18 protein-coding genes and 1 tRNA gene are annotated in these 23,593 nt (G+C 61.0%); 12 read left to right on the forward strand and 7 right to left on the reverse strand.

Going from position 1 to position 23,593, the window contains the following annotated elements; genetic code table 11:
* Positions 1–105 precede the first annotated feature (105 nt).
* The 11 genes from K7431_RS04855 (at position 106) to pqqE (ending at position 12,893) form a co-directional block, all read left to right on the forward strand.
* Positions 106–3,849 carry an EAL domain-containing protein gene (locus K7431_RS04855; protein ID WP_015886189.1) on the forward strand — a complete coding sequence of 1,248 codons (3,744 nt, stop codon included), beginning with the start codon at positions 106–108 and terminating at the stop codon, positions 3,847–3,849.
* Between the two features lie 15 nt (positions 3,850–3,864).
* Positions 3,865–3,941, forward strand: a tRNA-Ile gene (locus K7431_RS04860).
* 50 nt (positions 3,942–3,991) lie between these two features.
* Positions 3,992–4,474 carry an Lrp/AsnC family transcriptional regulator gene (locus K7431_RS04865; protein ID WP_015886190.1) on the forward strand — a complete coding sequence of 161 codons (483 nt, stop codon included), beginning with the start codon at positions 3,992–3,994 and terminating at the stop codon, positions 4,472–4,474.
* A 146-nt stretch (positions 4,475–4,620) separates the two neighbouring features.
* Positions 4,621–6,324: a flavin monoamine oxidase family protein gene (locus K7431_RS04870; RefSeq protein WP_015886191.1), complete on the forward strand. Its 1,704-nt coding sequence runs from the start codon at positions 4,621–4,623 to the stop codon at positions 6,322–6,324.
* A gap of 10 nt (positions 6,325–6,334) precedes the next feature.
* On the forward strand, positions 6,335–7,129 hold the full coding sequence (locus K7431_RS04875) for a carbon-nitrogen hydrolase family protein (protein WP_015886192.1): 795 nt from the start codon (positions 6,335–6,337) through the stop codon (positions 7,127–7,129).
* A gap of 59 nt (positions 7,130–7,188) precedes the next feature.
* Positions 7,189–9,522, forward strand: coding sequence for a pyrroloquinoline quinone biosynthesis protein PqqF (gene pqqF / locus K7431_RS04880; protein WP_043205987.1), 2,334 nt, complete (start codon positions 7,189–7,191; stop codon positions 9,520–9,522).
* 159 nt (positions 9,523–9,681) lie between these two features.
* A complete protein-coding gene (pqqA, locus tag K7431_RS04885; RefSeq protein WP_003194766.1) occupies positions 9,682–9,756 on the forward strand; it encodes a pyrroloquinoline quinone precursor peptide PqqA in 75 nt (24 codons plus the stop codon).
* 66 nt (positions 9,757–9,822) lie between these two features.
* The gene (pqqB, locus tag K7431_RS04890) at positions 9,823–10,734 is read left to right on the forward strand and encodes a pyrroloquinoline quinone biosynthesis protein PqqB (protein ID WP_015886194.1); all 912 of its coding nucleotides are present in this window, start codon (positions 9,823–9,825) and stop codon (positions 10,732–10,734) included.
* A gap of 11 nt (positions 10,735–10,745) precedes the next feature.
* Positions 10,746–11,498: a pyrroloquinoline-quinone synthase PqqC gene (gene pqqC / locus K7431_RS04895; protein WP_015886195.1), complete on the forward strand. Its 753-nt coding sequence runs from the start codon at positions 10,746–10,748 to the stop codon at positions 11,496–11,498.
* Positions 11,495–11,770 (forward strand): pyrroloquinoline quinone biosynthesis peptide chaperone PqqD, encoded by a 276-nt coding sequence (gene pqqD / locus K7431_RS04900; protein ID WP_015886196.1) that lies wholly within the window; start codon positions 11,495–11,497, stop codon positions 11,768–11,770. Before pqqC ends, pqqD begins: the two co-directional genes overlap by 4 nt.
* Positions 11,763–12,893, forward strand: a complete 1,131-nt coding sequence (pqqE, locus tag K7431_RS04905) for a pyrroloquinoline quinone biosynthesis protein PqqE (protein WP_015886197.1) — start codon at positions 11,763–11,765, stop codon at positions 12,891–12,893. Before pqqD ends, pqqE begins: the two co-directional genes overlap by 8 nt.
* A gap of 5 nt (positions 12,894–12,898) precedes the next feature.
* Here pqqE and K7431_RS04910 read toward each other — a convergent pair whose 3' ends face one another.
* Both K7431_RS04910 and K7431_RS04915 read right to left on the reverse strand, forming a co-directional pair.
* Positions 12,899–13,057: a YqaE/Pmp3 family membrane protein gene (locus tag K7431_RS04910; RefSeq protein WP_010207008.1), complete on the reverse strand. Its 159-nt coding sequence runs from the start codon at positions 13,055–13,057 to the stop codon at positions 12,899–12,901.
* 185 nt (positions 13,058–13,242) lie between these two features.
* A complete protein-coding gene (locus K7431_RS04915) occupies positions 13,243–14,511 on the reverse strand; it encodes an aspartate aminotransferase family protein (protein WP_015886198.1) in 1,269 nt (422 codons plus the stop codon).
* 209 nt (positions 14,512–14,720) lie between these two features.
* On the opposite strand from K7431_RS04915, the gene K7431_RS04920 reads away from it, so the two are divergent.
* Positions 14,721–15,620 (forward strand): LysR family transcriptional regulator, encoded by a 900-nt coding sequence (locus K7431_RS04920; protein WP_015886199.1) that lies wholly within the window; start codon positions 14,721–14,723, stop codon positions 15,618–15,620.
* 226 nt (positions 15,621–15,846) lie between these two features.
* Here K7431_RS04920 and K7431_RS04925 read toward each other — a convergent pair whose 3' ends face one another.
* The 5 genes from K7431_RS04925 to K7431_RS04945 all read right to left on the reverse strand — a co-directional run bounded on the left by K7431_RS04925 (position 15,847) and on the right by K7431_RS04945 (position 23,525).
* Positions 15,847–17,625, reverse strand: a complete 1,779-nt coding sequence (locus K7431_RS04925; RefSeq protein ID WP_015886200.1) for an acyl-CoA dehydrogenase C-terminal domain-containing protein — start codon at positions 17,623–17,625, stop codon at positions 15,847–15,849.
* 123 nt (positions 17,626–17,748) lie between these two features.
* Positions 17,749–19,518: an acyl-CoA dehydrogenase C-terminal domain-containing protein gene (locus K7431_RS04930; RefSeq protein WP_015886201.1), complete on the reverse strand. Its 1,770-nt coding sequence runs from the start codon at positions 19,516–19,518 to the stop codon at positions 17,749–17,751.
* A gap of 90 nt (positions 19,519–19,608) precedes the next feature.
* Positions 19,609–20,898 (reverse strand): GGDEF domain-containing protein, encoded by a 1,290-nt coding sequence (locus tag K7431_RS04935; RefSeq protein WP_043205994.1) that lies wholly within the window; start codon positions 20,896–20,898, stop codon positions 19,609–19,611.
* A gap of 207 nt (positions 20,899–21,105) precedes the next feature.
* Positions 21,106–22,911, reverse strand: a complete 1,806-nt coding sequence (locus K7431_RS04940) for a phenylacyl-CoA dehydrogenase (RefSeq protein WP_015886203.1) — start codon at positions 22,909–22,911, stop codon at positions 21,106–21,108.
* A gap of 332 nt (positions 22,912–23,243) precedes the next feature.
* Positions 23,244–23,525, reverse strand: coding sequence for a hypothetical protein (locus K7431_RS04945; protein WP_015886204.1), 282 nt, complete (start codon positions 23,523–23,525; stop codon positions 23,244–23,246).
* Positions 23,526–23,593 lie beyond the last annotated feature (68 nt).

Raw genomic sequence — 23,593 nt, forward strand, 5'->3', positions numbered from 1 at the left:
CCAGGCCGGGGGTTTTGCTTTCTACAGATAAAATCCCAAGCGACACCCCTCCCCCGCAATGCCCGTCTACACTCGAAACATTCCCCGTGCCATAACGAGACCGTTATGCCCAGACTGTCGACTGTGCTACTGCTGTCGCTGCTGACCTGGACCGCAACGGCTGGCGCGTTGACTCTTACCGATGATGAGCGTGGCTGGCTGGCGGACCATCAGGAGCTGAGCCTCGGGGTGGACGCGTCATGGCCACCTTTTGAATACCGTGACGAAGACGGCCGCTACCAAGGCTTGGCGGCCGATTACGTGCGCCTGATCCAGGATCGTTTGGGCGTCAGGATCAAGGTGATCGAAACGCCGAACTGGAGTGCCGTCCTGGAACTGGCCCGAGCCAATCAGCTCGACCTTGTCCCCAGCGTTATGTCGACGCCCGAACGGCAGAATTATTTGGCGTTCACACGCCCCTATATCGACTTCCCGATGGTCATCCTTGCCCACGAAGGCGGCGTACGACCGCGCAATCTCAAGGACCTGTACGGGCTGAAGATCGCAGTGGTGGAAAACTACGCACCCCACGAATTACTGCGCACTCACCACCCCGACCTTAATCTGGTGGCCATGCCCAACGTCAGCTCAACCCTGCAGGCCCTGGCTACCGGCGAAGTGGACGCCGTGGTCAGCGACCTGGCGTCCAGTGTCTGGAGCCTGCGCGAACTCAAGCTGGACGGGTTGTATGTCAGCGGCGAAACCCCCTACCGCTATCAATTGGCGATGGGTGTACCGCGCGACGACAAGATGCTGGTCGGCATCCTCGACAAAGTCCTCGCCGACCTCAGCCCGGAAGAAACCAACACCATCCAGCAACACTGGGTGGGCAAGTTCACCGATAACCGTACGTTCTGGACCGATTTGCTGCTGTATGGCCTACCCGCGGTTCTGCTCTTGATTACCGTATTAGCCATTGTGATTCGGATCAATCGCCGACTCAGTTCGGAAATTTCCCGCCGCGTGGCCCTCGAACAGGAACTGCGCAGCAGCGAATACCACTACCGCGGCCTGGTGGAGAGCCTGTCCGCCATTGCCTGGGAAGCCAGCGTCACCGATTTCACCTACAGCTACGTGTCGCCGCACGCCGAGGAACTGCTCGGCTATCCGCGCGCCCACTGGCTGATCCCAGGGTTCTGGCGCAACATCATCCACCCCGCCGACCTGCTCCGCGCCGAAGCCTACTGCTACCGCGAAACCCGTGCTAACCGCGACCACAGCATTGATTACCGGGTGATCACCGCCGACGGCCGTTGCTTGTGGGTGCGTGACATAGTCAGCCTGATCGAGCACGGCCATGAGCCTGTGCTGCGCGGCTTGATGATCGACATCAGCGAAGCCAAACGCACCGAAGAGGCGCTGCAGCTTTCCGAACAGAAGTTTGCCTCGGTGTTCCAACAGTGCCCGGACATTCTGGTGATCGCGCGACTGTCCGATGGCTGCCTGCTGGAGGTCAACAAAGCGTTCGAGGATCAAGTGGGCCTGAAGGCCGAAGACGTGATCGGCAAAACGGCCACCGCGCTGAACATTTGGGGGATTCCAGGCATCGGCCCGGACCTGTTGAAACGGGTGCAGACCACCAGCATCCGCAACTTGGAAATGCCCTTTCTGCGCAACAACGGCCAGGCCTTTACCGGCCTTATCTCCGCCGAGCCGTTTCAACTCGACACCACTGAGGCCATCGTAGTGGTGGTGCGCGACATCACCCAGCTCAAGGAAACCCAGCAACAACTGCAAACCTCCGAAGAGAAATTCGCCAAGGCCTTCCATGCCTCTCCCGACGGCTTGCTGTTGAGCCGACAGCGCGATGGCCTGTTGCTTGAAGTAAACGACGGTTTCAGTCGCATCACCGGTTTCAACAGCGCGGCCTCCTTGGACCAATCAACCTTGGACCTGGGCATCTGGGTCGACCTCAACGAACGCAAACACATGCTGGAACTGATGGCGCGCGATGGCTTTGTGCGGGACTTCATCTGCCATATACGCCGCAACGATGGGCAGATTCGCCTGTGCGAGCTGTCCAGCCGCCCACTGCCCATCGGCGATGACGACTGCATGCTGACGATTGCGAGGGACATCACCGAACGCCAGCTGATGCAGGAAAAACTGCAACAGGCCGCGACTGTGTTCGAGAGCACGGCCGAAGGCGTATTGATCACCGACACCCGACAGAACATCAGCGCCGTCAACCGTGCCTTCAGCGAGATCACCGGCTACAGCGAGGCCGAAGCCCTCGGCCAGACCCCGCGCCTGCTCGCCTCTGGCCTGCATGACAGTGCCTTCTACGCCGCCATGTGGCACCAGTTGACCGCACAGGGTCACTGGCAGGGCGAGATTTCCAACCGACGCAAAAACGGCGAGCTGTACCCCAGCTGGCTGACGATCAGTGCGGTACGCAACCGCGAACAGTTGATCACGCACTTCGTTGCGGTATTTGCCGACATCTCCAGCCTCAAGCTGGCCCAGGCCCGCCTCGACTACCAGGCGCACCACGATCCATTGACCGGCCTGCCCAACCGTACGCTGTTCGAAAGCCGACTGCAGGCCGCCCTCAACGGGCATCAGGAAACCGGCAAACAGGGCGCCGTCCTGTTTCTCGACCTGGACCGCTTCAAACACATCAACGACAGCCTCGGCCACCCGATAGGCGACCTGCTGCTCAAAGACATTGCCGTGCGCCTCAAGGAACAATTGCGCGACATCGATACCGTCGCTCGCCTGGGCGGGGATGAATTCATCATCCTGCTCCCCGGCCTCCAGCACGCCAGCGACGCCCAGCACCTGGCCAATAAACTGCTGGCCTGCTTCACTCCCCCCTTCCAGGCGGGTGAGCACGAGTTCTTTATCAGCGCCAGTATCGGCACCAGCCTATACCCCGAGGACGGCACCGACGTCGCCACCCTGGTCAAAAATGCCGACGCCGCGATGTACCGTTCCAAGGCCAAGGGCCGCAACCGGGTCGAAAGCTACACCCGCGACCTCACGGCCCAAGCCAACGAGCGCGTGGCCCTGGAACATGAACTGCGCCGCGCCATAGAGCGCGACGAATTGAGCCTGTACTACCAGCCAAAACTGAGCCTGGCCACCCAGCAATTGATCGGCGCCGAAGCCCTGATCCGCTGGCACCATCCCACCTTCGGCGATGTCCCCCCCGAGCACTTCATCGCCTTGGCCGAAGAAAACGGCACAATCCTGCAGATTGGCGATTGGGTACTGGAACAGGCCTGCCGACAACTGCACGCCTGGCAAGGCACATTCGATGATTTCGGCCCACTGTCGGTCAACCTCGCCGGCGCGCAACTGCGCCACCCCGGCTTGCTGGGCCGCATCGAACAGCTGCTGCGCGACTACGGCCTTGACCCAGGCCGCCTGCAGCTGGAGATCACCGAAAACTTCATCATGAGCCAGGCCGAAGAAGCGCTGGAGGTCCTGCACCAACTCAAACACTTGGGCGTACAACTGGCGATTGATGATTTCGGCACCGGCTACTCATCCCTCAGCTACCTCAAGCGCCTGCCGCTGGACTTCCTCAAGATCGACCAATCTTTCGTCCGCGGCTTACCCGACGATCCCCACGACGCCGCCATCGTGCGCGCCATCATCGCCCTGGGCCACAGCATGCAATTCACCATCATCGCCGAAGGCGTGGAGAACCCCGCACAGCAAGCCTTCCTGGCCGCCGAAGGCTGCGAACAGATGCAGGGCTACATCGTCAGCCTGCCGTTACCACCGGCGCTTTTTGCCACGACGTTTCTTCGTATGAGCATTGGGGATTTTTCGGATGGCACAGCGGGTAAACCATCGTTATAATCCGCGGCCTACTGAGGGCCTATAGCTCAGTTGGTTAGAGCAGGGGACTCATAATCCCTTGGTCGTAGGTTCGAGTCCTACTGGGCCCACCATCTTGAAAGCCGCGCATTGCGCGGCTTTTGTGTGTCTGGAAGCCTGTAATATGCTTCCCGTCACCGCCTACACTCTGGAGCCCACCTTGCCCGCCCTAGATGAAATCGATCGCCAACTCATAGCCGCCCTGCAGCTCAACGCCCGCGAAAGCGTGGCCATGCTCGCCCGGCAGTTGGGCATCGCGCGCACTACCGTGACGTCGCGCCTGGCTCGCCTGGAGAAAACCCAGGTGATCACCGGTTATGGCGTGCGCCTCGGGCAACGTGTGGTCGACGGTGGCTTGCAGGCTTACGTCGGCATCACCGTGCAGGCGCGCTCGGGCAAGGACGTGCTGCGCAGGCTGAGTGCTATGGCCCAGGTGCAACAGTTATGCGCGGTGAGTGGCGAGTTCGATTACGTCGCGTGGCTGCGCACTGATTCGCCTGAACAGCTGGACCAATTGCTGGACCAGATCGGCAGCGTCGACGGGGTGGAGAAAACCACCACCTCAATCATCCTCAGTAACAAATTGGATCGCGGACAACCAATCTGATCACCACGCTCGTCATTCTGACTAAAAACAGATCAATTCGACGACACTTTGCGTCTTATTAACGAACGCTACACGCCCTAAACTGGCTGCCATCTTTTCCTATACTCAGCGGGTCACATCCGCCGATGTCGCCAGTAAGGTCAGCCATGAGCATTCCGTCCAGCACCCTCAGCAAGACCAATCGCCACCCCGCCGACGGCAAGAAACCCATCACCATCTTTGGTCCGGACTTTCCGTTTGCCTTCGATGACTGGATTGAACACCCTGCAGGCCTGGGCAGCATCCCCGTCGCCAATCATGGCGCCGAAGTGGCAATCGTCGGCGCCGGGATTGCAGGCCTGGTAGCTGCTTATGAGTTGATGAAACTGGGCCTCAAGCCGGTGGTGTACGAAGCCTCGAAAATGGGCGGTCGTTTGCGCTCCCAGGCTTTTGAGGGCGCCGAAGGCATCATCGCCGAGTTGGGTGGCATGCGCTTCCCGGTGTCGTCCACCGCCTTCTACCACTATGTGGACAAGCTCGGCCTGGAGACCAAACCCTTCCCCAACCCGCTGACCCCGGCGTCCGGCAGCACCGTGATCGACCTCGAAGGCCAGACTCACTACGCACAGAAACTCTCCGATTTGCCGGTCCTGTTCCAGGAAGTGGCTGACGCCTGGGCGGACGCCCTGGAAGCCGGCTCGCAGTTCGGCGATATCCAGCAAGCCATCCGCGACCGTGACGTACCGCGCCTCAAAGAACTGTGGAACACGTTGGTGCCGTTGTGGGACGACCGCACCTTCTACGACTTCGTCGCCACCTCCGAGGCATTTGCCAAATTGTCCTTCCATCACCGTGAAGTGTTTGGCCAGGTCGGGTTCGGCACGGGCGGCTGGGACTCGGATTTCCCCAACTCAATGCTGGAAATCTTCCGCGTGGTCATGACCAACTGCGACGACCACCAGCACTTGGTGGTCGGCGGCGTTGCCCAAGTGCCGATGGGCATCTGGCGCCATGTACCGGAGCAGTGCGCCCACTGGCCGGCCGGCACCAGCCTCAGTTCGCTGCACCGTGGCGCACCGCGCGCCGGGGTCAAGCGCATTGCCCACGCGGCCGACGGCCGTTTCGCGGTGACCGACAACTACGGCGACACCCGCGAATATGCCGCCGTGCTCACCACCTGCCAGAGCTGGCTGCTGACCACCCAGATCGAGTGCGACGAAACCTTGTTCTCACAAAAGATGTGGATGGCCCTGGACCGCACGCGTTACATGCAGTCATCAAAAACCTTTGTGATGGTCGATCGCCCGTTCTGGAAGGACAAAGACCCGGAAACCGGCCGCGACCTGATGAGCATGACCCTGACCGATCGCCTCACCCGTGGCACTTACCTGTTCGACAATGGCGACGACAAGCCTGGCGTGATCTGTCTGTCGTACTCGTGGATGAGTGACGCGCTGAAAATGCTCCCGCAGCCCATCGACAAACGCGTGAAGCTGGCCCTCGACGCCCTGAACAAGATCTACCCGAAGGTCGATATCAAGGCGCGCATCATCGGTGACCCGATCACCGTGTCCTGGGAAGCCGACCCGCACTTCCTCGGGGCTTTCAAAGGCGCGTTGCCCGGCCACTATCGCTACAACCAGCGGATGTATGCGCACTTCATGCAGAAGGACATGCCCGCCGAACAACGTGGGATCTTTATCGCCGGTGATGATGTGTCCTGGACCCCAGCCTGGGTGGAAGGCGCGGTGCAAACCTCGCTGAACGCGGTGTGGGGCATCATGACTCACTTCGGCGGCAGCACCCACCCCGAGAACCCAGGGCCGGGTGATGTATTCGATGAAATCGGGCCAATCGCCCTGGCCGATTAAGGAGTTGAGCATGCGCGTCGCCCTGTACCAATGCCCACCGTTGCCGCTGGATGTGGCCGGCAACCTCAAGCGCCTGCACCAGTTGGCCCACGAGGCGTCCGACGCCGACGTGCTGGTGCTGCCGGAGATGTTTCTGAGCGGCTACAACATCGGCGCCGAGGCCGTTGGCGCCTTGGCCGAGGCACAGGACGGACCGTCGGCGCAGGCGATTGGCGAACTGGCCAAAAGCGCCGGGCTGGCGATTCTGTACGGTTACCCGGAGCGCGCCGAGGACGGCCAGATCTACAACGCCGTGCAGCTGATTGACGCCCACGGCCAGCGCCTGTGCAACTACCGTAAGACTCACCTGTTTGGTGACCTGGACCATTCGATGTTCAGCGCCGGCGACGATGATTTCCCGCTGGTGGAGCTCAACGGTTGGAAGCTTGGCTTCCTGATCTGCTATGACCTGGAGTTCCCGGAAAACACCCGACGCCTGGCCCTCGCAGGCGCCGAACTGATCCTGGTGCCCACCGCCAATATGGTGCCGTTCGACTTTGTCGCCGATGTCACGGTGCGGGCACGGGCCTTTGAAAACCAATGTTATGTGGCCTACGCCAACTACTGTGGGCACGAAGGCGAGATCCAGTACTGCGGGCAAAGCAGCATCGCCGCGCCGAATGGCCTGCGCATCGCCCAGGCGGGCCTGGATGAAGCGCTGATCGTCGGTGAGCTGGATCGCCAGTCGATCCTCGACGCCCGTGCTGCCAATCACTACCTGCAAGATCGTCGCCCCGAGTTATACGGTGCACTGCACAAGCCCTGATCCAGCCGGTTTGTGAGCGGTTTGTTAACATGGGCACATTCTACGTTTCGGAAGTGCCCATGCCTGCGCCGGCCCACCCTCATCACCTTCACCTGACCCTGGCCAACGGCTTGCGGGTAGCCTTGCAACATGCGCCGCGCTTGAAGCGTTGTGCCGCCGTTCTGCGGGTGGCGGCCGGCAGCCATGACGTGCCGCTGGCGTGGCCGGGGCTGGCACATTTCCTCGAACACCTGCTGTTCCTCGGTACCGAGCGTTTTCCCACGAGCGAAGGGTTGATGGCCTACGTGCAACGGCATGGCGGCCAGGTCAATGCCAGCACCCGCGAGCGCACCACGGAGTTCTTCTTTGAACTGCCGGTCGCGACGTTTTCCGGTGGGCTGGAGCGGTTGGTGGACATGCTGACCCACCCGCGCCTGACGCTGGAGGATCAACTGTGCGAGCGCGAAGTGCTGCACGCCGAGTTTGTCGCCTGGTCCCAGGATGCCAAGGCGCAGCAGCAGGTCGCGTTACTGGAGGGGCTGGCGGCTGACCACCCGCTGCGGGGTTTTCATGCGGGCAACCGCGACAGCTTGCCGGTGGAACGTGAGGCGTTTCAGCAGGCATTGCGGGAATTCCACACGCAGTTCTATCAGAGCGGCCAGATGACCTTGAGCCTGGCAGGTCCACAGCCGCTGGAAGCGCTGGAAGGCTTGGCACAGCAGTTCAGCGAGCAACTGACCTCAGGACCTCTTCGCCCACACTCCGCGCCACCGGCATTGATGCAGGGGCAAGCGCAGCGCTATCAGCACATCGCCAATGATCACCTACACCACGTCATCACCTGTAACGCTCCGCGTGAAGCACTGGAATTCCTCTGCACCTGGCTCAATGCCTCGGCACCCGGCGGGTTGCTGGCGCAACTGAAAACTCAAGAGCTGGCCAGCGCACTGCAGGCGTCGGTGCTGTATCACTTCGCCGGGCAAGCCGTGTTGGATATCGACGTTACGCTCAGTAGTCCTGTTGAATCGGCGACTCAAATCGAGGCGTTGCTGCACGACTGGTTGAGCTTTTTCGCACACAGCGACTGGACAGCCTTGCGGGAAGAGTTCGCCTTGCTGGCCGCTCGCCAACAACAGACCCAAGGCGCCCTGGCACTGGCGCGACACGACAGCGAGGCACTCTCGGAACAAGCTGTCATTGCCCTCAGGATCATGCTCGAGTCACTGCACCTGCCACCCGCCGCGCACACGTGGCAACTGCCGCCGAACAATCCGTTCCTGCGTCCACCGGTCAAGGAAGAACGCGCCGGCCTGATTCGCGGCCAGACCAGCGCCCACCGAGGGTTGCGCACCTTTGCCCAGGATCGCTCCCGAGGACGTCGTGATGTATCGGCGCTGGTCTTCAGCCAGGCACTGACGGGTGACAATGATGAAGGCGCCCTGTATCTGCAATGGCAGTCTGCCCCGTCTGGCTTGGAAAGCACAGTACAGTCGTTGCGTGAAAATGCCCGGCAGGCGGGCGTCGACTTGTCGTTCGAAAGCCTGGGCAATGACGGGCTGGTGAAGATGGTCGGGCTGCAGGAGCCCATCCCAGCCGTGCTGGAGGTGTTGGCGCAACGCCTGGGCGAACCGCAGGCTGCCCCAACCGTCTCGCCGCCCATGATTGCCATCCGAGCCTTGTTAAAGGCGCTGCCCGCTTGCTGCAGCGTGAACACCTCCGATTCGACATCGTGGCAGGGCCTGGGGCTGGGCTTCTCCGCCGCGAATGAAGCCGCGATCAAAACAGCGGTGACCCGTTTGCCAGGGCAACCGGCGAACCTCAACCCCGTACTCCCCTCCCTCAGCGGCCAACGTATCTGGCACGCGGTGGAAACCGACTCAACCGAAGCCGCCCTGCTGCTGTTTTGCGCGACACCGAGCGCGTCGCTGGAGGACGAAGCCGCATGGCGACTGCTCAGCCATCTGCTCCAGGGGCCGTTTTATCAGCGCCTGCGCGTAGAGCTGCAAATCGGCTACGCCGTATTCAGCGGCATCCGACAGATAAACGGCCACACCGGCCTGCTATTCGGCGTGCAATCCCCCAGCGTCTCCCTGGAAGGCATTGCTGATCACCTGAACACCTTCCTGAAACAACTGCCGGCGCTGATCAACAGCAACGAAGATCTGGGCAGCCTGGTCCTGGCGCAGCAGTTCTCAGCGCAGACACTGCCCAACGCCCAAGCCGCCGAACTGCTGTGGCATGCGCATCTGGCGGGCCATCCACCGGGCTACCTGGAACACCTTCAGACCCACATCCAAACCTCTACCCGAGAAGCACTGCAGCGCGCCGCCCAGCAATTGAACGACGCTGCCGGCGGCTGGCACTGCGTGGCCAATGGCCCGCGCATCAGTGATGACTGGCAAGCGGCTGACTGATCATTGCCGCCCCTGCAAAAAGCTTTTTCCGCCAAGACAGCGCTAACTTGAAAAGAATTGAGTAACATTCCTACGCACAAAGCTGAACATCTCCGACTGGAGGTGGACTATATGTATTGCTTGGTAGTGAACGTCCCATCCCTTCGTAGGAGTAAGAATATGACCTGGTCCAAACCTGCTTACACTGATCTGCGCATCGGTTTCGAAGTCACCATGTACTTCGCCAGCCGTTAATCCGCTGGGTAATACAACGCCTCGGTTCGCCCGGGGCGTTTTTGTTTTGAGCTTGATGGAGCTGCCATGTTTGTCCAGATTCTAGGTTCCGCCGCCGGCGGTGGTTTCCCGCAGTGGAACTGCAACTGCGTGAACTGCGCAGGTTTTCGTGATGGCAGCCTGCGGGCCCAGGCGCGTACCCAGTCGTCGATCGCGATCTCCGACGATGGCGTGAACTGGGTGCTGTGCAACGCTTCGCCGGATATCCGCGCGCAACTGCAAGGTTTTGCACCGATGCAACCCGGTCGCGCCCTGCGTGATACCGGCATCAGCGCGATCATCCTGATGGACAGCCAGATCGACCACACCACCGGCCTGCTGAGCCTGCGCGAAGGTTGCCCACACCAGGTGTGGTGCACCGACATGGTCCATGAAGACCTGAGCACCGGCTTCCCGCTGTTCACCATGCTCACCCACTGGAACGGCGGCCTGGCCTGGAACCGTATCGAGCTGGACGCCAGCTTCACCATCCCGGCGTGCCCCAACCTGCGCTTCACCCCACTGCCACTGCGCAGCGCCGCGCCGCCTTACTCGCCACACCGCTTCGACCCGCACCCAGGCGATAACATCGGCCTGATCGTCGAAGACCTGCGCACCGGCGGCAAACTGTTCTACGCCCCGGGCCTGGGCAAGGTCGACGCGCCGTTGCTGGAGATCATGGCCGGCAGCGACTGCCTGCTGGTGGACGGCACGATGTGGGATGACGACGAAATGCAGCGCCGTGGCGTCGGCACTCGTACCGGCCGCGAAATGGGCCACCTGGCACAAAACGGCCCTGGCGGCATGCTCGACGTGTTGGAGCAGTTGCCTGAACAGCGCAAGGTACTTATCCACATCAACAACACCAACCCGATCCTCGATGAAGACTCCCCCGAGCGAGCGGAACTGGTGCGGCGCAATGTCGAAGTGGCTTACGACGGCATGAGCATTGAACTGTAGGAGCTGACGAGATGACTGACACGCCGATGACACCCGTCGAATTCGAAGCAGCCCTGCGGGCCAAGGGCGCCTTCTACCATATCCATCACCCGTACCATGTGGCGATGTACGAAGGCCGCGCGACCCGCGAGCAAATCCAGGGCTGGGTCGCCAACCGTTTTTACTATCAGGTGAACATCCCGCTGAAAGACGCGGCGATCCTGGCCAACTGCCCGGACCGTGAGATCCGTCGTGAGTGGATCCAGCGCCTGCTCGACCACGATGGCGCTCCCGGTGAGGACGGCGGTATCGAAGCCTGGCTACGCCTGGGCCAGGCGGTCGGCCTCGACCCGGACCAACTGCGCTCCCAGGAGCTGGTGTTGCCCGGTGTGCGGTTTGCCGTGGATGCCTACGTCAACTTCGCCCGCCGCGCCAGTTGGCAAGAAGCTGCCAGCAGCTCGCTGACCGAGTTGTTCGCGCCGCAGATCCACCAGTCGCGCCTCGACAGCTGGCCGCAGCATTACCCCTGGATCGACCCGGCCGGCTACGAATACTTCCGCACTCGCCTCGGCCAAGCCCGGCGCGATGTGGAGCACGGGCTGACCATCACCCTGCAGCACTACACCACCCGCGAAGGCCAGGCGCGCATGCTGGAAATTCTCCAGTTCAAACTGGACATCCTGTGGAGCATGCTGGATGCCATGAGCATGGCCTACGAACTCAAACGCCCGCCGTATCACAGCGTGACCGAGCAGCGGGTGTGGCATAAAGGGATCCCCCTATGAGCTTTGATCGCAGCAGAATACCGACCTGGCGCCAGGGCTATCGCTACCAGTACGAACCGGCGCAAAAAGGCCATGTGTTGCTCTACCCTGAGGGCATGATCAAGCTCAATGACAGCGCCGCGCTGATCGGCGGCTTGATCGACGGCGAGCGTGACGTGGCGGCAATCATTGCCGAGCTGGATAAACAATTCCCCGGCGTGCCGGAGCTCGGCGAAGACATCGAGCAATTCATGGAGGTCGCCCGTGCTGAGCACTGGATCACCCTTGCCTGAAAAGCCAGCCATCGGGTTGCCACTGTGGCTATTGGCCGAGCTGACTTACCGTTGCCCGTTGCAGTGCCCGTACTGCTCCAACCCGCTGGATTTTGCCGAGCAGGGCAAGGAGCTGAGTACCGAGCAGTGGATCAAAGTGTTTCGCGAAGCCCGCGAAATGGGTGCTGCGCAATTGGGGTTTTCCGGCGGTGAACCCTTGGTGCGCCAGGACCTTGCCGAGCTGATCGCAGAGGCACGCAAGCTGGGGTTCTACACCAACCTGATCACTTCCGGCATCGGCTTGACCGAGCAGAAGATCAGCGACTTCAAGAAGGCGGGTCTCGACCATATCCAGATCAGTTTCCAGGCCAGCGACGAACAGGTGAACAACCTGCTGGCCGGCTCGAAAAAGGCCTTCGCGCAAAAGCTGGAAATGGCTCGCGCGGTGAAGGCGCACGGCTACCCGATGGTGCTGAACTTTGTCACCCATCGGCACAATATCGACAAGATCGACCGCATCATCGAGCTGTGTATTGCACTTGAGGCAGACTTCGTAGAACTCGCCACTTGCCAGTTCTACGGCTGGGCGCAGCTCAATCGTGTGGGCTTGTTGCCGACACGGGAACAGTTGGTGCGCGCCGAACGCATCACCAACGAATACCGCGCCAAGCTGGAAGCCGAAGGCCACCCATGCAAGCTGATCTTCGTTACCCCGGATTACTACGAGGAGCGCCCGAAAGCCTGCATGAACGGCTGGGGCAGTATTTTTCTGACAGTCACGCCAGACGGCACCGCCCTGCCCTGCCACGGTGCCCGACAGATGCCGGTGCAATTTCCCAACGTGCGCGACCACAGCATGCAGCACATCTGGTACGACTCATTTGGCTTCAACCGCTTTCGCGGCTACGACTGGATGCCCGAGCCGTGCCGTTCCTGCGACGAGAAGGAAAAGGACTTCGGCGGCTGCCGTTGCCAGGCCTTCATGCTCACGGGGGATGCGAGCAATGCCGACCCGGTGTGCAGCAAGTCCGAGCAGCACGGCATCATCCTTCAAGCACGGGAAGAAGCTGAACATGCTACCCAGACCATCGAACAGTTGGCCTTTCGCAATGAGCGCAATTCACGACTCATCGCAAAAGGCTGAGGGCCTCAGCGCTTGGCGATGATGTAGACCGCGTGAATGATGCCCGGGAAGTAACCGCACAGGGTCAGCAGAATATTCAGCCAGAACGCGCCGGCGAAACCCACTTGCAGGAACACACCCAGTGGCGGCAGCAGAATGGCGATGATGATACGAATGATGTCCATGGGTCAGCTCCAAAAAATCGGCTCGTGTGAGCCGTGTAGCTAATCGACCTTGGCGGTTCGTGAGGGTTCAGTGGGATCTGGCGTTGGGCCATCCATCGTTGTTACACAGACAAAAAAACGCCCCCGGCCAAAAGAATCAGGCCGGAGGCGCCGCGTAGGCCGCGAGACGGTTCAGGAATAGGGGATTAAACGGCGATGCCCTTGCGGCATTGCAGCTGTGCGGTGCGCACGCGGGAGAAGGCGCGGGCCAGGCGCAGGAGCATTTCGTCGATGTTGCTTTTGCTGACTGTCAGGGCCGGGGTGAAGCGCAGGCAGTTCGGTTGCGGGGCGTTTAGGATCAGGCCTTCGTGCAGTGCAGCCTTTACGACAGCGTCCGCAGAATCATCCGACAGCGTCAGGCCCCACATCAGGCCGTTGCCACGCAATTGACCGTGGTCATAGCGGTAGGCCAGGCGGGCCAGGCCTTCACCGAGGTAAAGCCCGGACTCACCCACCTGCTCCAGAAAGCCGTACTCCAGCACCGTATCGAGTATGGCAACCCCGGCCGACGCCATCAGCGCATTGCCATGATGCGTGCCTTCCAGTTCGCCCACGTCGAAACAACAGGCTGTGCCACGCGCCAGCAACGCTGCGAGGGGCACGCCGCCGCCCAGGCCTTTGCCGAGGGTGATGATGTCGGCACGTACGCCGTATTGCTGTTCGGCGAGCAAGGTGCCGCAGCGGCCTATGCCGGTTTGCACTTCGTCGAGGATCAGCAGGATCCCCAGTTCACGGCACAGCCGCTCGACGCCCTTGAGGTAGTGCTCCGTTGCGGGGATTACGCCGGCTTCGCCCTGGATCGGTTCGAGCATGATCGCGACGGTCTGTGCATCCACGGCGGCATGCAGCGCCGACAGATCGTTGAACGGCACGTGGCTGAAGCCCGGCAATTGCGGCTCAAATCGGTTTTCAATGGCCCCAGCCGACGCCGACATCGCCGCGAAACTGCGACCATGGCAACCACTGCTCGCGCTGATGATGCGGTAAGCGCCGCCGCGATGCAGCTGGCCCCATTTGCGCGCCAGTTTGATCGCGGCTTCGCAGGCTTCCGCACCGCTGTTGAGCAGGTACGCCTGGTCGCTGCCGGTGCGATGGCAAAGGCGCTCGACGAGGTTGAGTTGTGTGCGGTTATGCAAGCTGTGGCCCGGATTGATCAGCGCCTGCGCCTGGTCGGCCAACGCCTTGATCAATACCTGCGGGCTGTGGCCGAGGCTGTTGGCGGCGCCGCCCTGGCTGAAGTCCAGGTACGCGCGGTCGTCGCTGTCCCACAGCCAGGAACCCTGGCCACGCACAAATACTTGAGCCGGCCGCGCCACCGTGGGCATCAGCGCTTCGCTGGAAGCGCTGTCGCCTGGCGTATCGAGGATCAGGTCGTCCAGGCTCGGCGCCGCGCGGCGCATATTGAACAGGTTCACACCTCACCCCTGCTGGCAACCGGACCTTGGTCGGTACGCGCGGTGTAACCTGGTTGAAGATTGTTTGCCTTGCCTATGTAAACGCTATCAACATAAACGCTGTTCATTGCCCGATCCGGCCCTGTAAGCCCTGCGAATAGGCGCTAGACTAGGCGCCTCAGGGGCCAACAGCCATTTCGTTTTTCCAGCTTTTTCGATAAGTAAGCCTTATGGATTTCAAGCAACTGCGTTATTTCGTCGCGGTGTATGAGGAAGGCCACGTAGGCCGTGCCGCGGAGCGCCTGTCGATCTCCCAGCCGGCGCTGTCGCAACAGATTCGCCAGCTGGAACAGAACTTGGATGTCAGCCTATTCGAGCGCAGCAGCAAGCGCCTGCTCCCGACTTTGGCGGCGCATACGCTGTACAACCACGCCCTGCCGCTGATCGATGGCCTGCAACAGGCGGTGGAAGCGTTGCGCAACTTCAAGGGTCAGGCGATGCGCACGCTGGCCATCGGCGTGCTGCAAACCGTGCACACCAGCCTGGTGCCGCAGATGCTCGAGCGCGTGCGCAAGGCCCAGCCGCACCTGGTGGTGCAGATCTACGAATTGACCGGACTTGAGATTGAGCGGCGCTTACTGAATGGCTCGCTGGACATCGGCATCAGCTACCTGCCGCCACGCCAGCCAGGGCTGCACGGCGTGTTGTTGTATGAAGATGAGTTGAAGGTGGTGATCCCCGAGGACCATCCCTTGCGCGAATTCAAGAAAGTCTCGCTGAAGCAGGCAGCCGAGTTGCCGATGTTGCTGCTGGGCGAAGAGTTTCAGGTCCGGCAGATCTGGCAGGGCCAACTGGCCAACCTCGGACGCCGCCCGCAAGTGCAGGCGGAACTGAATACCATGGTGGGGATTCTCGACAGCTTGCCTCACACAAAACTGGCGACGGTGCTGCCGGGACGTTCCCAGGATGAACACAATAGCCAGTCGCTGCTGTGGAAACCCTTGAGTGAACCCAGGGTGCCGCTGAAAGTGGGCTTGGTGTGCCGCGATGTGCAGCGCCAGCAGGCGACGGTGGCGTTGCTGCGCACGTTGCTGGAAGACGTGATGAATGCCCCGCAGGTCATCGCCTGACTTTTTCGCGGGCAAAAGAAAACCCCGCCGAAGCGGGGCTTTGCAGACTGTTTCCCTGACATCCATTTCACTCCGCCATCCTGGCAGAATCCTACGTGTCCGTGTTGTTGCTTTGCGCTTCCTGCGCGACGTCCATGTGAAGTAGATTATCGGTGGATCCAATCTGGCGATAGAGGACGAATAGCAGCACGTCATGTAAGAGAATGCTTACACGCCCTCCAAGCCCTTAGAACAGGGCTTCATCCAGCAAAAATAATGATTCGCTACCGGCTTTTACCGACGCACTCAGCGAATGAATACGTGGCAATAGGCGGGCAAAGTAGAAACGCGCGGTGCCGAGCTTGCTGGCGTAGAAGTCTTCTTCCGACTCTTTGCCCAGGGCGGCCTTGGCCATGCGTGCCCACATATAGGCATACGCCATGTAGCCGAAGGCGTGCAGGTACTCCACCGACGCCGCGCCGATTTCATTCGGGTTGGTCTTGGCGCGGTCCAGCACCCAGGCGGTCAACTCATCCAGGTTATCCACCGCCACGCCCAGCGGTTTGGTGAACTCAGCCAGCTCGGGCCCCGCCGAGGCGATGAACGCGCGGATCTCATCGGCAAACAAGGTGTAGAACGCCCCGCCACTGCCAACGATCTTGCGCCCCATCAGGTCCAGCGCCTGGATACCGTTGGTGCCTTCGTAGATCTGGGTGATGCGCACATCCCGCACCAGTTGCTCCTGGCCCCACTCGCGAATGTAGCCATGGCCGCCAAACACTTGTTGGCCCAGCACGGTGGTTTCCAGGCCCAGATCGCTCAAGAACGCCTTGGCCACCGGCGTCAGCAATGCCACCAAGTTATCCGCACGCTCGCGGGCAACAGCATCTTCACTGAACTTGGCGATGTCCAGTTGCGTCGCCACGTAGGTGGAGAACGCCCGGCCGCCTTCGTTCGAGGCCTTCATGGTCAGCAGCATGCGACGCACGTCCGGGTGCACGATGATCGGGTCGGCCACCTTGTCCTTGGCCTGGGCGCCGGTGGGTGCACGGCTTTGCACGCGGTCGCGCGCGTATTCAATCGCGTTCTGGTAGGAACGCTCGCCGGACGCCAGGCCCTGGATACCCACACCCAGACGCTCGTAGTTCATCATGGTAAACATCGCCGCCAGACCACGGTTCGGCTCGCCGACCAAGTAACCCACGGCTTCGTCGAAGTTCATCACACAGGTCGCCGACGCCTGGATCCCCATCTTGTGCTCGATGGAACCACAGCTCACCGTGTTACGTTCGCCCAGGCTGCCGTCGGCGTTCACCATGAACTTCGGCACCAGGAACAGCGAGATACCCTTCGGACCCGCCGGCGCGTCCGGCAGCTTGGCCAGTACCAAGTGGATGATGTTTTCGGTGAGGTCATGTTCACCCCCGGTGATAAAGATCTTGGTGCCGCTGACTTTGTAGGAACCGTCCGCCTGTGGCTCGGCCTTGGTCCGAATAATCCCCAGATCCGTCCCGGCATGCGCCTCGGTCAGGCACATGGAACCGGCCCATTCACCGGAATACATCTTCGGCAGGTAGGTGGCCTTGAGGTCTTCGCTGGCGTGGGTGTTGATCGACACGCAGGCGCCGGACGTCAGCATCGGATACAGGCCAAACGCCAGGCTCGACGAGTTGATCATCTCTTCGACCTGGGCCGACACGGCCTTGGGCATGCCCATGCCGCCAAAGGCAGGATCACCGCCCACACCCACCCAGCCGCCTTCGGCGTAGGTTTTGTAGGCCTGTGGGAAACCGTCCGGGGTGAACACTGCCGTGTTGTCCCAACGGCAACCTTGTTCATCGCCACCGCGGCTGAGCGGGGCGATGGATTTGGCGGTGACCTTGCCGGCTTCTTCGAGGATGGCCTCTACGGTTTCGGCGTCAACGGTGTCTGCCAATGCCGGCAATTGGGCCCAAGTGGTGGCGACCTCAAAGACTTCGTTGAGGACGAAGCGCATATCACGCAGCGGCGCTTTGTAATCAGCCATGGCAAACCTCGTGAGAACGTGAAAAGTGATTCGGTGAGAGTCGGTTTTACAGGCTCAGAGTGTACCCGAAAAACTTTTCAGACACATAGGGTCCACTTGTGACTGACTGGTATTTTTAAGTCATCACAGCGCAAAGGCCTCCGCAGGCAGACTCATCAGGCATTCGCTGCCCGCTTGCACTGCAACACGGTGGGAGGCGGTACGCGGCAGCAGACGTTTGAAGTAGAAGTCGCATGTCGCCAGCTTGGCCTTGGCGAAGTCGGTGTCCTGCTGCTCAAGGGCGGCGATTGCCATGCGCAGCCAAAGGTAGGCGAGAATGACGTAACCGCTGTACATCAAGTAATCCACAGCCGCCGCGCCCACTTCATCGGGGTTCTTCATCGCGGCCATGCCGACTTGGGTGGTCAGCTCGCCCCACTCCCCGTTCAGTTGATTAAGCTGCGCCACATAAGCCTTGAGCTGCGGGTGCTCGGCATTCGCCCCGCAGAACTTATGCACGATCCTGGTAAACCCACGCAGCAACTTGCCCTGGCTGCCCAATACCTTGCGTCCGAGCAGGTCGAGGGCCTGGATGCCGTTGGTGCCTTCATAGATCGGCGCAATCCGCGCATCGCGTGCCAGTTGCTCCATGCCCCATTCGCGGATGTAACCGTGGCCGCCGAAGACCTGCATGCCGTGGTTGGTCACCTCCAGCCCAGTGTCGGTCATAAAGGCTTTGCAGATGGGCGTGAGGAACGCCAGCAGGTCTTCGGCGTCCTGGCGTTGAGTGGCGTCGCTGCTCAGGTGCGCCGTATCGAGCAATTGCGCGGTGAAGTAGGTCAGCGCGCGGTTGCCTTCGTTGAAGGCTTTCATGGTTAGCAACATGCGGCGCACATCGGGGTGCACGATGATCGGGTCGGCGGCTTTTTCCGGGGCCTTGGCGCCGGTCAGCGAGCGCATTTGCAGGCGGTCGTTGGCGTATTTGATCGCGCCCTGGAAGCTTGCCTCGCCATTGCACAGGCCCTGCATACCGGTGCCCAGGCGCGCATGGTTCATCATGGTAAACATGCAGTTGAGGCCTTTGTTCGCCTCGCCGATCAGGAAGCCCTTGGCGCCATCGAAGTTCAGTACGCAAGTCGCCGACCCCTTGATGCCCATCTTGTGTTCGATGGAGCCGCAGTGCACCGCATTGCGCTCACCGGAATCGGCATGGAACTTGGGCACGATAAACAGCGAAATGCCCTTGGTGCCCGCCGGCGCATCCGGCAGTTTGGCCAGCACCAGGTGGATGATATTGACGCTCATGTCGTGTTCGCCGGCCGAGATGAATATCTTGCTGCCGGTGACCGCGTAGCTGCCGTCCGCCTGGGGCACGGCGCGGGTCTTGATCAGGCCCAGGTCTGTGCCGCAGTGGGCTTCGGTGAGGCACATGGTGCCGGTCCACTCGCCCGCGGTGAGTTTGCTCAGGTAGGTGTCTTTTTGCTCGGCAGTGCCATGGGCATGGATCGCCGACATCGCGCCGTGGGTCAACCCTGGGTACATGCCCCAGGAGGTATTGCTGGAGCCGATCATCTCGCTGAGCACCAGGCCCAATGACTGCGGCAGTCCCTGACCACCGTAGGCCGGGTCCGCTGCCACGCCGTGCCAGCCGCCTTCAACGTATTGGGCGAAGGCTTCCTTGAAACCCTTGGGTGTGGTGACGACGCCATTGTCGAAATGGCAGCCTTCTTCATCGCCGCTGCGGTTGAGCGGCGCGAGCACGTTCTCGCAGAATTTCGCGCCTTCTTCGAGGATCGCGCCGACCATGTCCGGGCTGGCATCGGTCGCGCCCAATGCCGCGTAGTGGCCGTGGAAATCAAACACGTTGTCGATCAGAAAGCGCATGTCGCGAAGGGGAGCTTTGTACTCAGGCATGGCAATGTCTCCGTCAGCAGATGGTTTCAACCTACTGCCAGCCACTGCCGCGGACAATCACTGTAGAACCGCTGAATACACCGCCATCACTCAACCGGCAGCGCTCTCCATGCGCACCGCGCCACGCCGAGTTTGCCCGGCCGCCACCACGCAGTTACGCCCGGCGCCCTTGGCCGCGTACAGCGCCTGGTCGGCGGATTTGAGCACCTCCTCCGGCGTGCGCTGCTCGGCCTGACGTTCGGCCACGCCGATGCTGATGGTCACCGAAACACTCGAGGCGCCGCTGCCCGAGCGACGCTGACGGCCCTGTTGGTCGTCGTTAGGACGGTCCGAGTTGCGCAGCTTGATGTCGTAATCGGCGATGATCTCGCGGATCTCTTCCAGGTGCGGCAAGCATTCTTCCACCGTCTTGCCGGCGAACACCACGGCAAACTCTTCACCGCCATAGCGGTAGGCGCGCCCGCCGCCGTTGACCTTGGACAGCTTGCTCGCCACCAGCCGCAGCACTTGGTCGCCAACGTCGTGGCCGTGGGTATCGTTGAAGCGCTTGAAGTGGTCGACGTCGCTCATTGCCAACACATAGTTGCGCCCCAGGCGCTGCATGCGCTCGTTCAGCGCGCGTCGCCCCGGCAAGCCGGTCAGCTCATCGCGGAAGGCCATTTGATAAGCCTCATGGGCCACACCGGCGGCGATCATCAGCATCACCTGGCTGCACATGATGTTCAGGGTAAACGGCAGGATGAATGTCTGCGGCAACATCCAGAACAGGCCCAGCAGCCCCACCAGTTGCGCCGCATGCAGCGGGCGCGGCTGGTACCAGTACTGCGCCGCCAGGGTCAGGAAGCCGATCAGGAACATCGGGTACGACAGTTGGATCAGGCTCATCCAACTGCCATGCAGCGCCGGCCAGCGAATCTCCGCCAACCAGTTCAGCACCGCCTGGGGATAACTCTGCTCGAGCGCCAAGGCCACGCTGCCGATCGCCAGCAACACCGCGCCACGCGCGACGAAGTCACGGAACAGGTGCGTCTTCTCCTGCCACAGCGCGTAGATGCTGAACAACAACGGCAGCAGCAGGCAGCACAAGTGAAACACCACGGCCGCGTCTTCGCGCACGCGACCGTTGTCGCGATAGAAGTCGGTCTGGGTATCGAGCAGGAAGTAGGCGATGTACACCGTGATCATCAGGAACAGTTCACGCTGACGGCGGTACACCGCGCAGTACGAACCGCCGAGCAACAGCACCAAGGTCGGCAACACATTGAACAGCGAGGTGAAGAAGACGTTGAGGTCCTTGACGTACGCAGCCGAAAGCCCAGCCAGCAAGAGCAGCAACGAAGGTAAAAAGTGACTGAACCGTACAGCGGACACGCGCGACAAGGGTAAAACTCCGACCCGCAAAAAAATGATGGCACTGTGCCTCTATACAGACAGTTAAGCACAACCTGCCGAGCATGTATCACATTGCCATCACTGTAACGGCAGCGGGTGGCAATCCCTGAGCGCTGTACTGCGGTTTTTTATCGCCCACAAAAAAGCCGCCGCTCCGGGAAGGAGCGGCGGCTTAGGAAGTGAACCCGGTAAGGCTTAGTAAGCCAGGCCGAAGTCTTCTTCTTTCATGTCCATCAGGTTGTTGGCGCCCGACAGCATGGTAGCCACGTGAGTGCGGGTACGCGGCAGGATGCGCTGGAAGTAGAAGCGCGCGGTCTGCAGCTTGGCGGTGTAGAACGCCTCTTCGGTAGTGCCGGCCGCCAGTTTTTCGGCTGCCAGGCGCGCCATGTCGGCCCAGAAGTAAGCCAGGCAGGCGTAACCGGAGTACATCAGGTAGTCCACCGAAGCGGCACCGACTTCTTCGCGGTCTTTCATCGCGGCCATGCCGACCTTCATGGTCAACTCGCCCCACTCTTTGTTCAGTGCCGCCAGCGGTGTAACGAACTCTTTGACGGCTTCGTTACCTTCGTTGGCCTGGCAGAACTTGTGCACGATCTTGGTGAAGCCCTTGAGCGCTTCGCCCTGCGTCATCAGCACTTTACGGCCCAGCAGGTCCAGGGCCTGGATGCCGGTGGTGCCTTCGTACAGCATCGAAATGCGGCTGTCGCGAACGTTCTGCTCCATGCCCCACTCGGCGATAAAGCCGTGGCCGCCGTAGATCTGCACGCCGTGGTTGGCCGATTCAAAGCCGACTTCGGTCATAAACGCCTTGGCGATCGGGGTCATGAAGGCCAGCAGGCCATCGGCGTGTTTCTTGGCTTCGTCGTCGGTGCCGTATTTGACGATGTCCACTTGCTTGGCGGTGAAGTACACCATCGCACGGTTGCCTTCGGCGAAGGCTTTCATGGTCAGCAGCATGCGGCGCACGTCGGGGTGCACGATGATCGGGTCAGCGGCTTTGTCCGGTGCTTTCGGGCCGGTCAGGGAGCGCATTTGCAGGCGATCACGCGCATATTTCAGGCCGCCCTGGAAGCCGATCTCGGCGTGGGACAGGCCTTGCAGCGCGGTGCCCAGGCGAGCGGTGTTCATAAAGGTGAACATGCAGTTCAGGCCTTTGTTCGCCGGGCCGATCAGGAAACCGGTGGCCGCGTCGAAGTTCATCACGCAGGTGGCGTTACCGTGGATGCCCATCTTGTGTTCCAGGGAGCCACAGGTCACCGCGTTGCGCTCACCGATCGAGCCATCGGCGTTCGGCAGGAACTTCGGCACGATAAACAGCGAAATGCCTTTGGTGCCGGCCGGTGCGTCCGGCAGGCGGGCCAGTACGATGTGGACGATGTTGTCGGCCATGTCGTGTTCACCGGCCGAGATGAAGATCTTGGTGCCGGAGACTTTGTAGGAACCGTCGGCCTGAGGCTCAGCCTTAGTGCGCAACATGCCCAGGTCGGTGCCGCAGTGTGGCTCGGTCAGGCACATGGTGCCGGTCCATTCACCCGACACCAGTTTGGTCAGGTAAGCGGTTTGCTGCTCAGGGGTACCGTGCTCGGAAATGGTGTTCATCGCACCGTGGGACAGGCCTGGGTACATGCCCCACGACCAGTTGGCGGCACCCACCATTTCGCTCACCGCCAGACCCAGGGATTCGGGCAGGCCTTGGCCGCCGTGCTCCACGTCGTGGGCCAGGCTTGGCCAGCCGCCTTCGACGAATTGTTTGTAGGCTTCTTTAAAACCCGTTGGGGTTTTAACGCCCGACTCACTCCAGGTACACCCTTCGATGTCGCCCACGCGGTTCAGCGGTGCCAGCACTTGCTCACAAAACTTGGCGCCTTCTTCAAGGATGGCGTCAACCATGTCCGGGGTAGCGTCCTGGCAAGCCGGCAGGCTCTGATAGTGCGCTTCATAGCCAAGCAGTTCGTCACGAACGAAGCGAATATCACGCAAGGGGGCCTTGTAGTCAGGCATAGCGATAAACCTCTGCTGATGTATCTGGAATGAACAACCGCTTGGAATTGTGCTGTGGCGGTCAAACAGGTGTTTGAAACATACGTTTACCACCTGGGGATGTCAAGCGTCGTCCGGACGCCGTTTGTCATGACGCGGATCAAAGGCGCGCACGGCAACGCTTGCGGCAAGACGCCACAAGACTGCGGGAGTGTAGAAGTGCAGAAGTACGACACACATAAAAAATGTGGGAGGGGGCTTGCCCCCGATAACGATGTGTCAGCCATACACACGTTGGCTGATCCATCACTATCGGGGGCAAGCCCCCTCCCACATTTTTTAGCGCCAGCAGATCAGGCGTAGGTGTCGATCAACGTGCCGAGCATTTCATCCGAGGCCTTGGCGACTTTCACACCCAATTCCACCTGAAATTTGCCTTGGGCCATTTCGACCATGTTGCTGGCCGAGTTGGAAGGCTGTGCACGGTCGTTGGCGCGCAGACGGTCAACTTGCGCATCCGACGGCTGGGTAGTCGCGGCGCTGGCGATCTTGCCGGCGGCCTGGTCGACACGGCTCTGCCCGGTCTGAATGGTGCTCAGGCCCGAGTAAAACGCGCTGCTGCCAGAGATGTCCATGGCGTAAACCTGCCTTTAGAGAATCGTGAAGTTGAATTGAAGCAGATATCCCGGCAAAGGGCCCGTCA

It is taken from the genome of Pseudomonas fluorescens group sp., assembly GCF_020093335.1.
Taxonomy (GTDB): Bacteria; Pseudomonadota; Gammaproteobacteria; order Pseudomonadales; family Pseudomonadaceae; genus Aquipseudomonas; species Aquipseudomonas petroselini.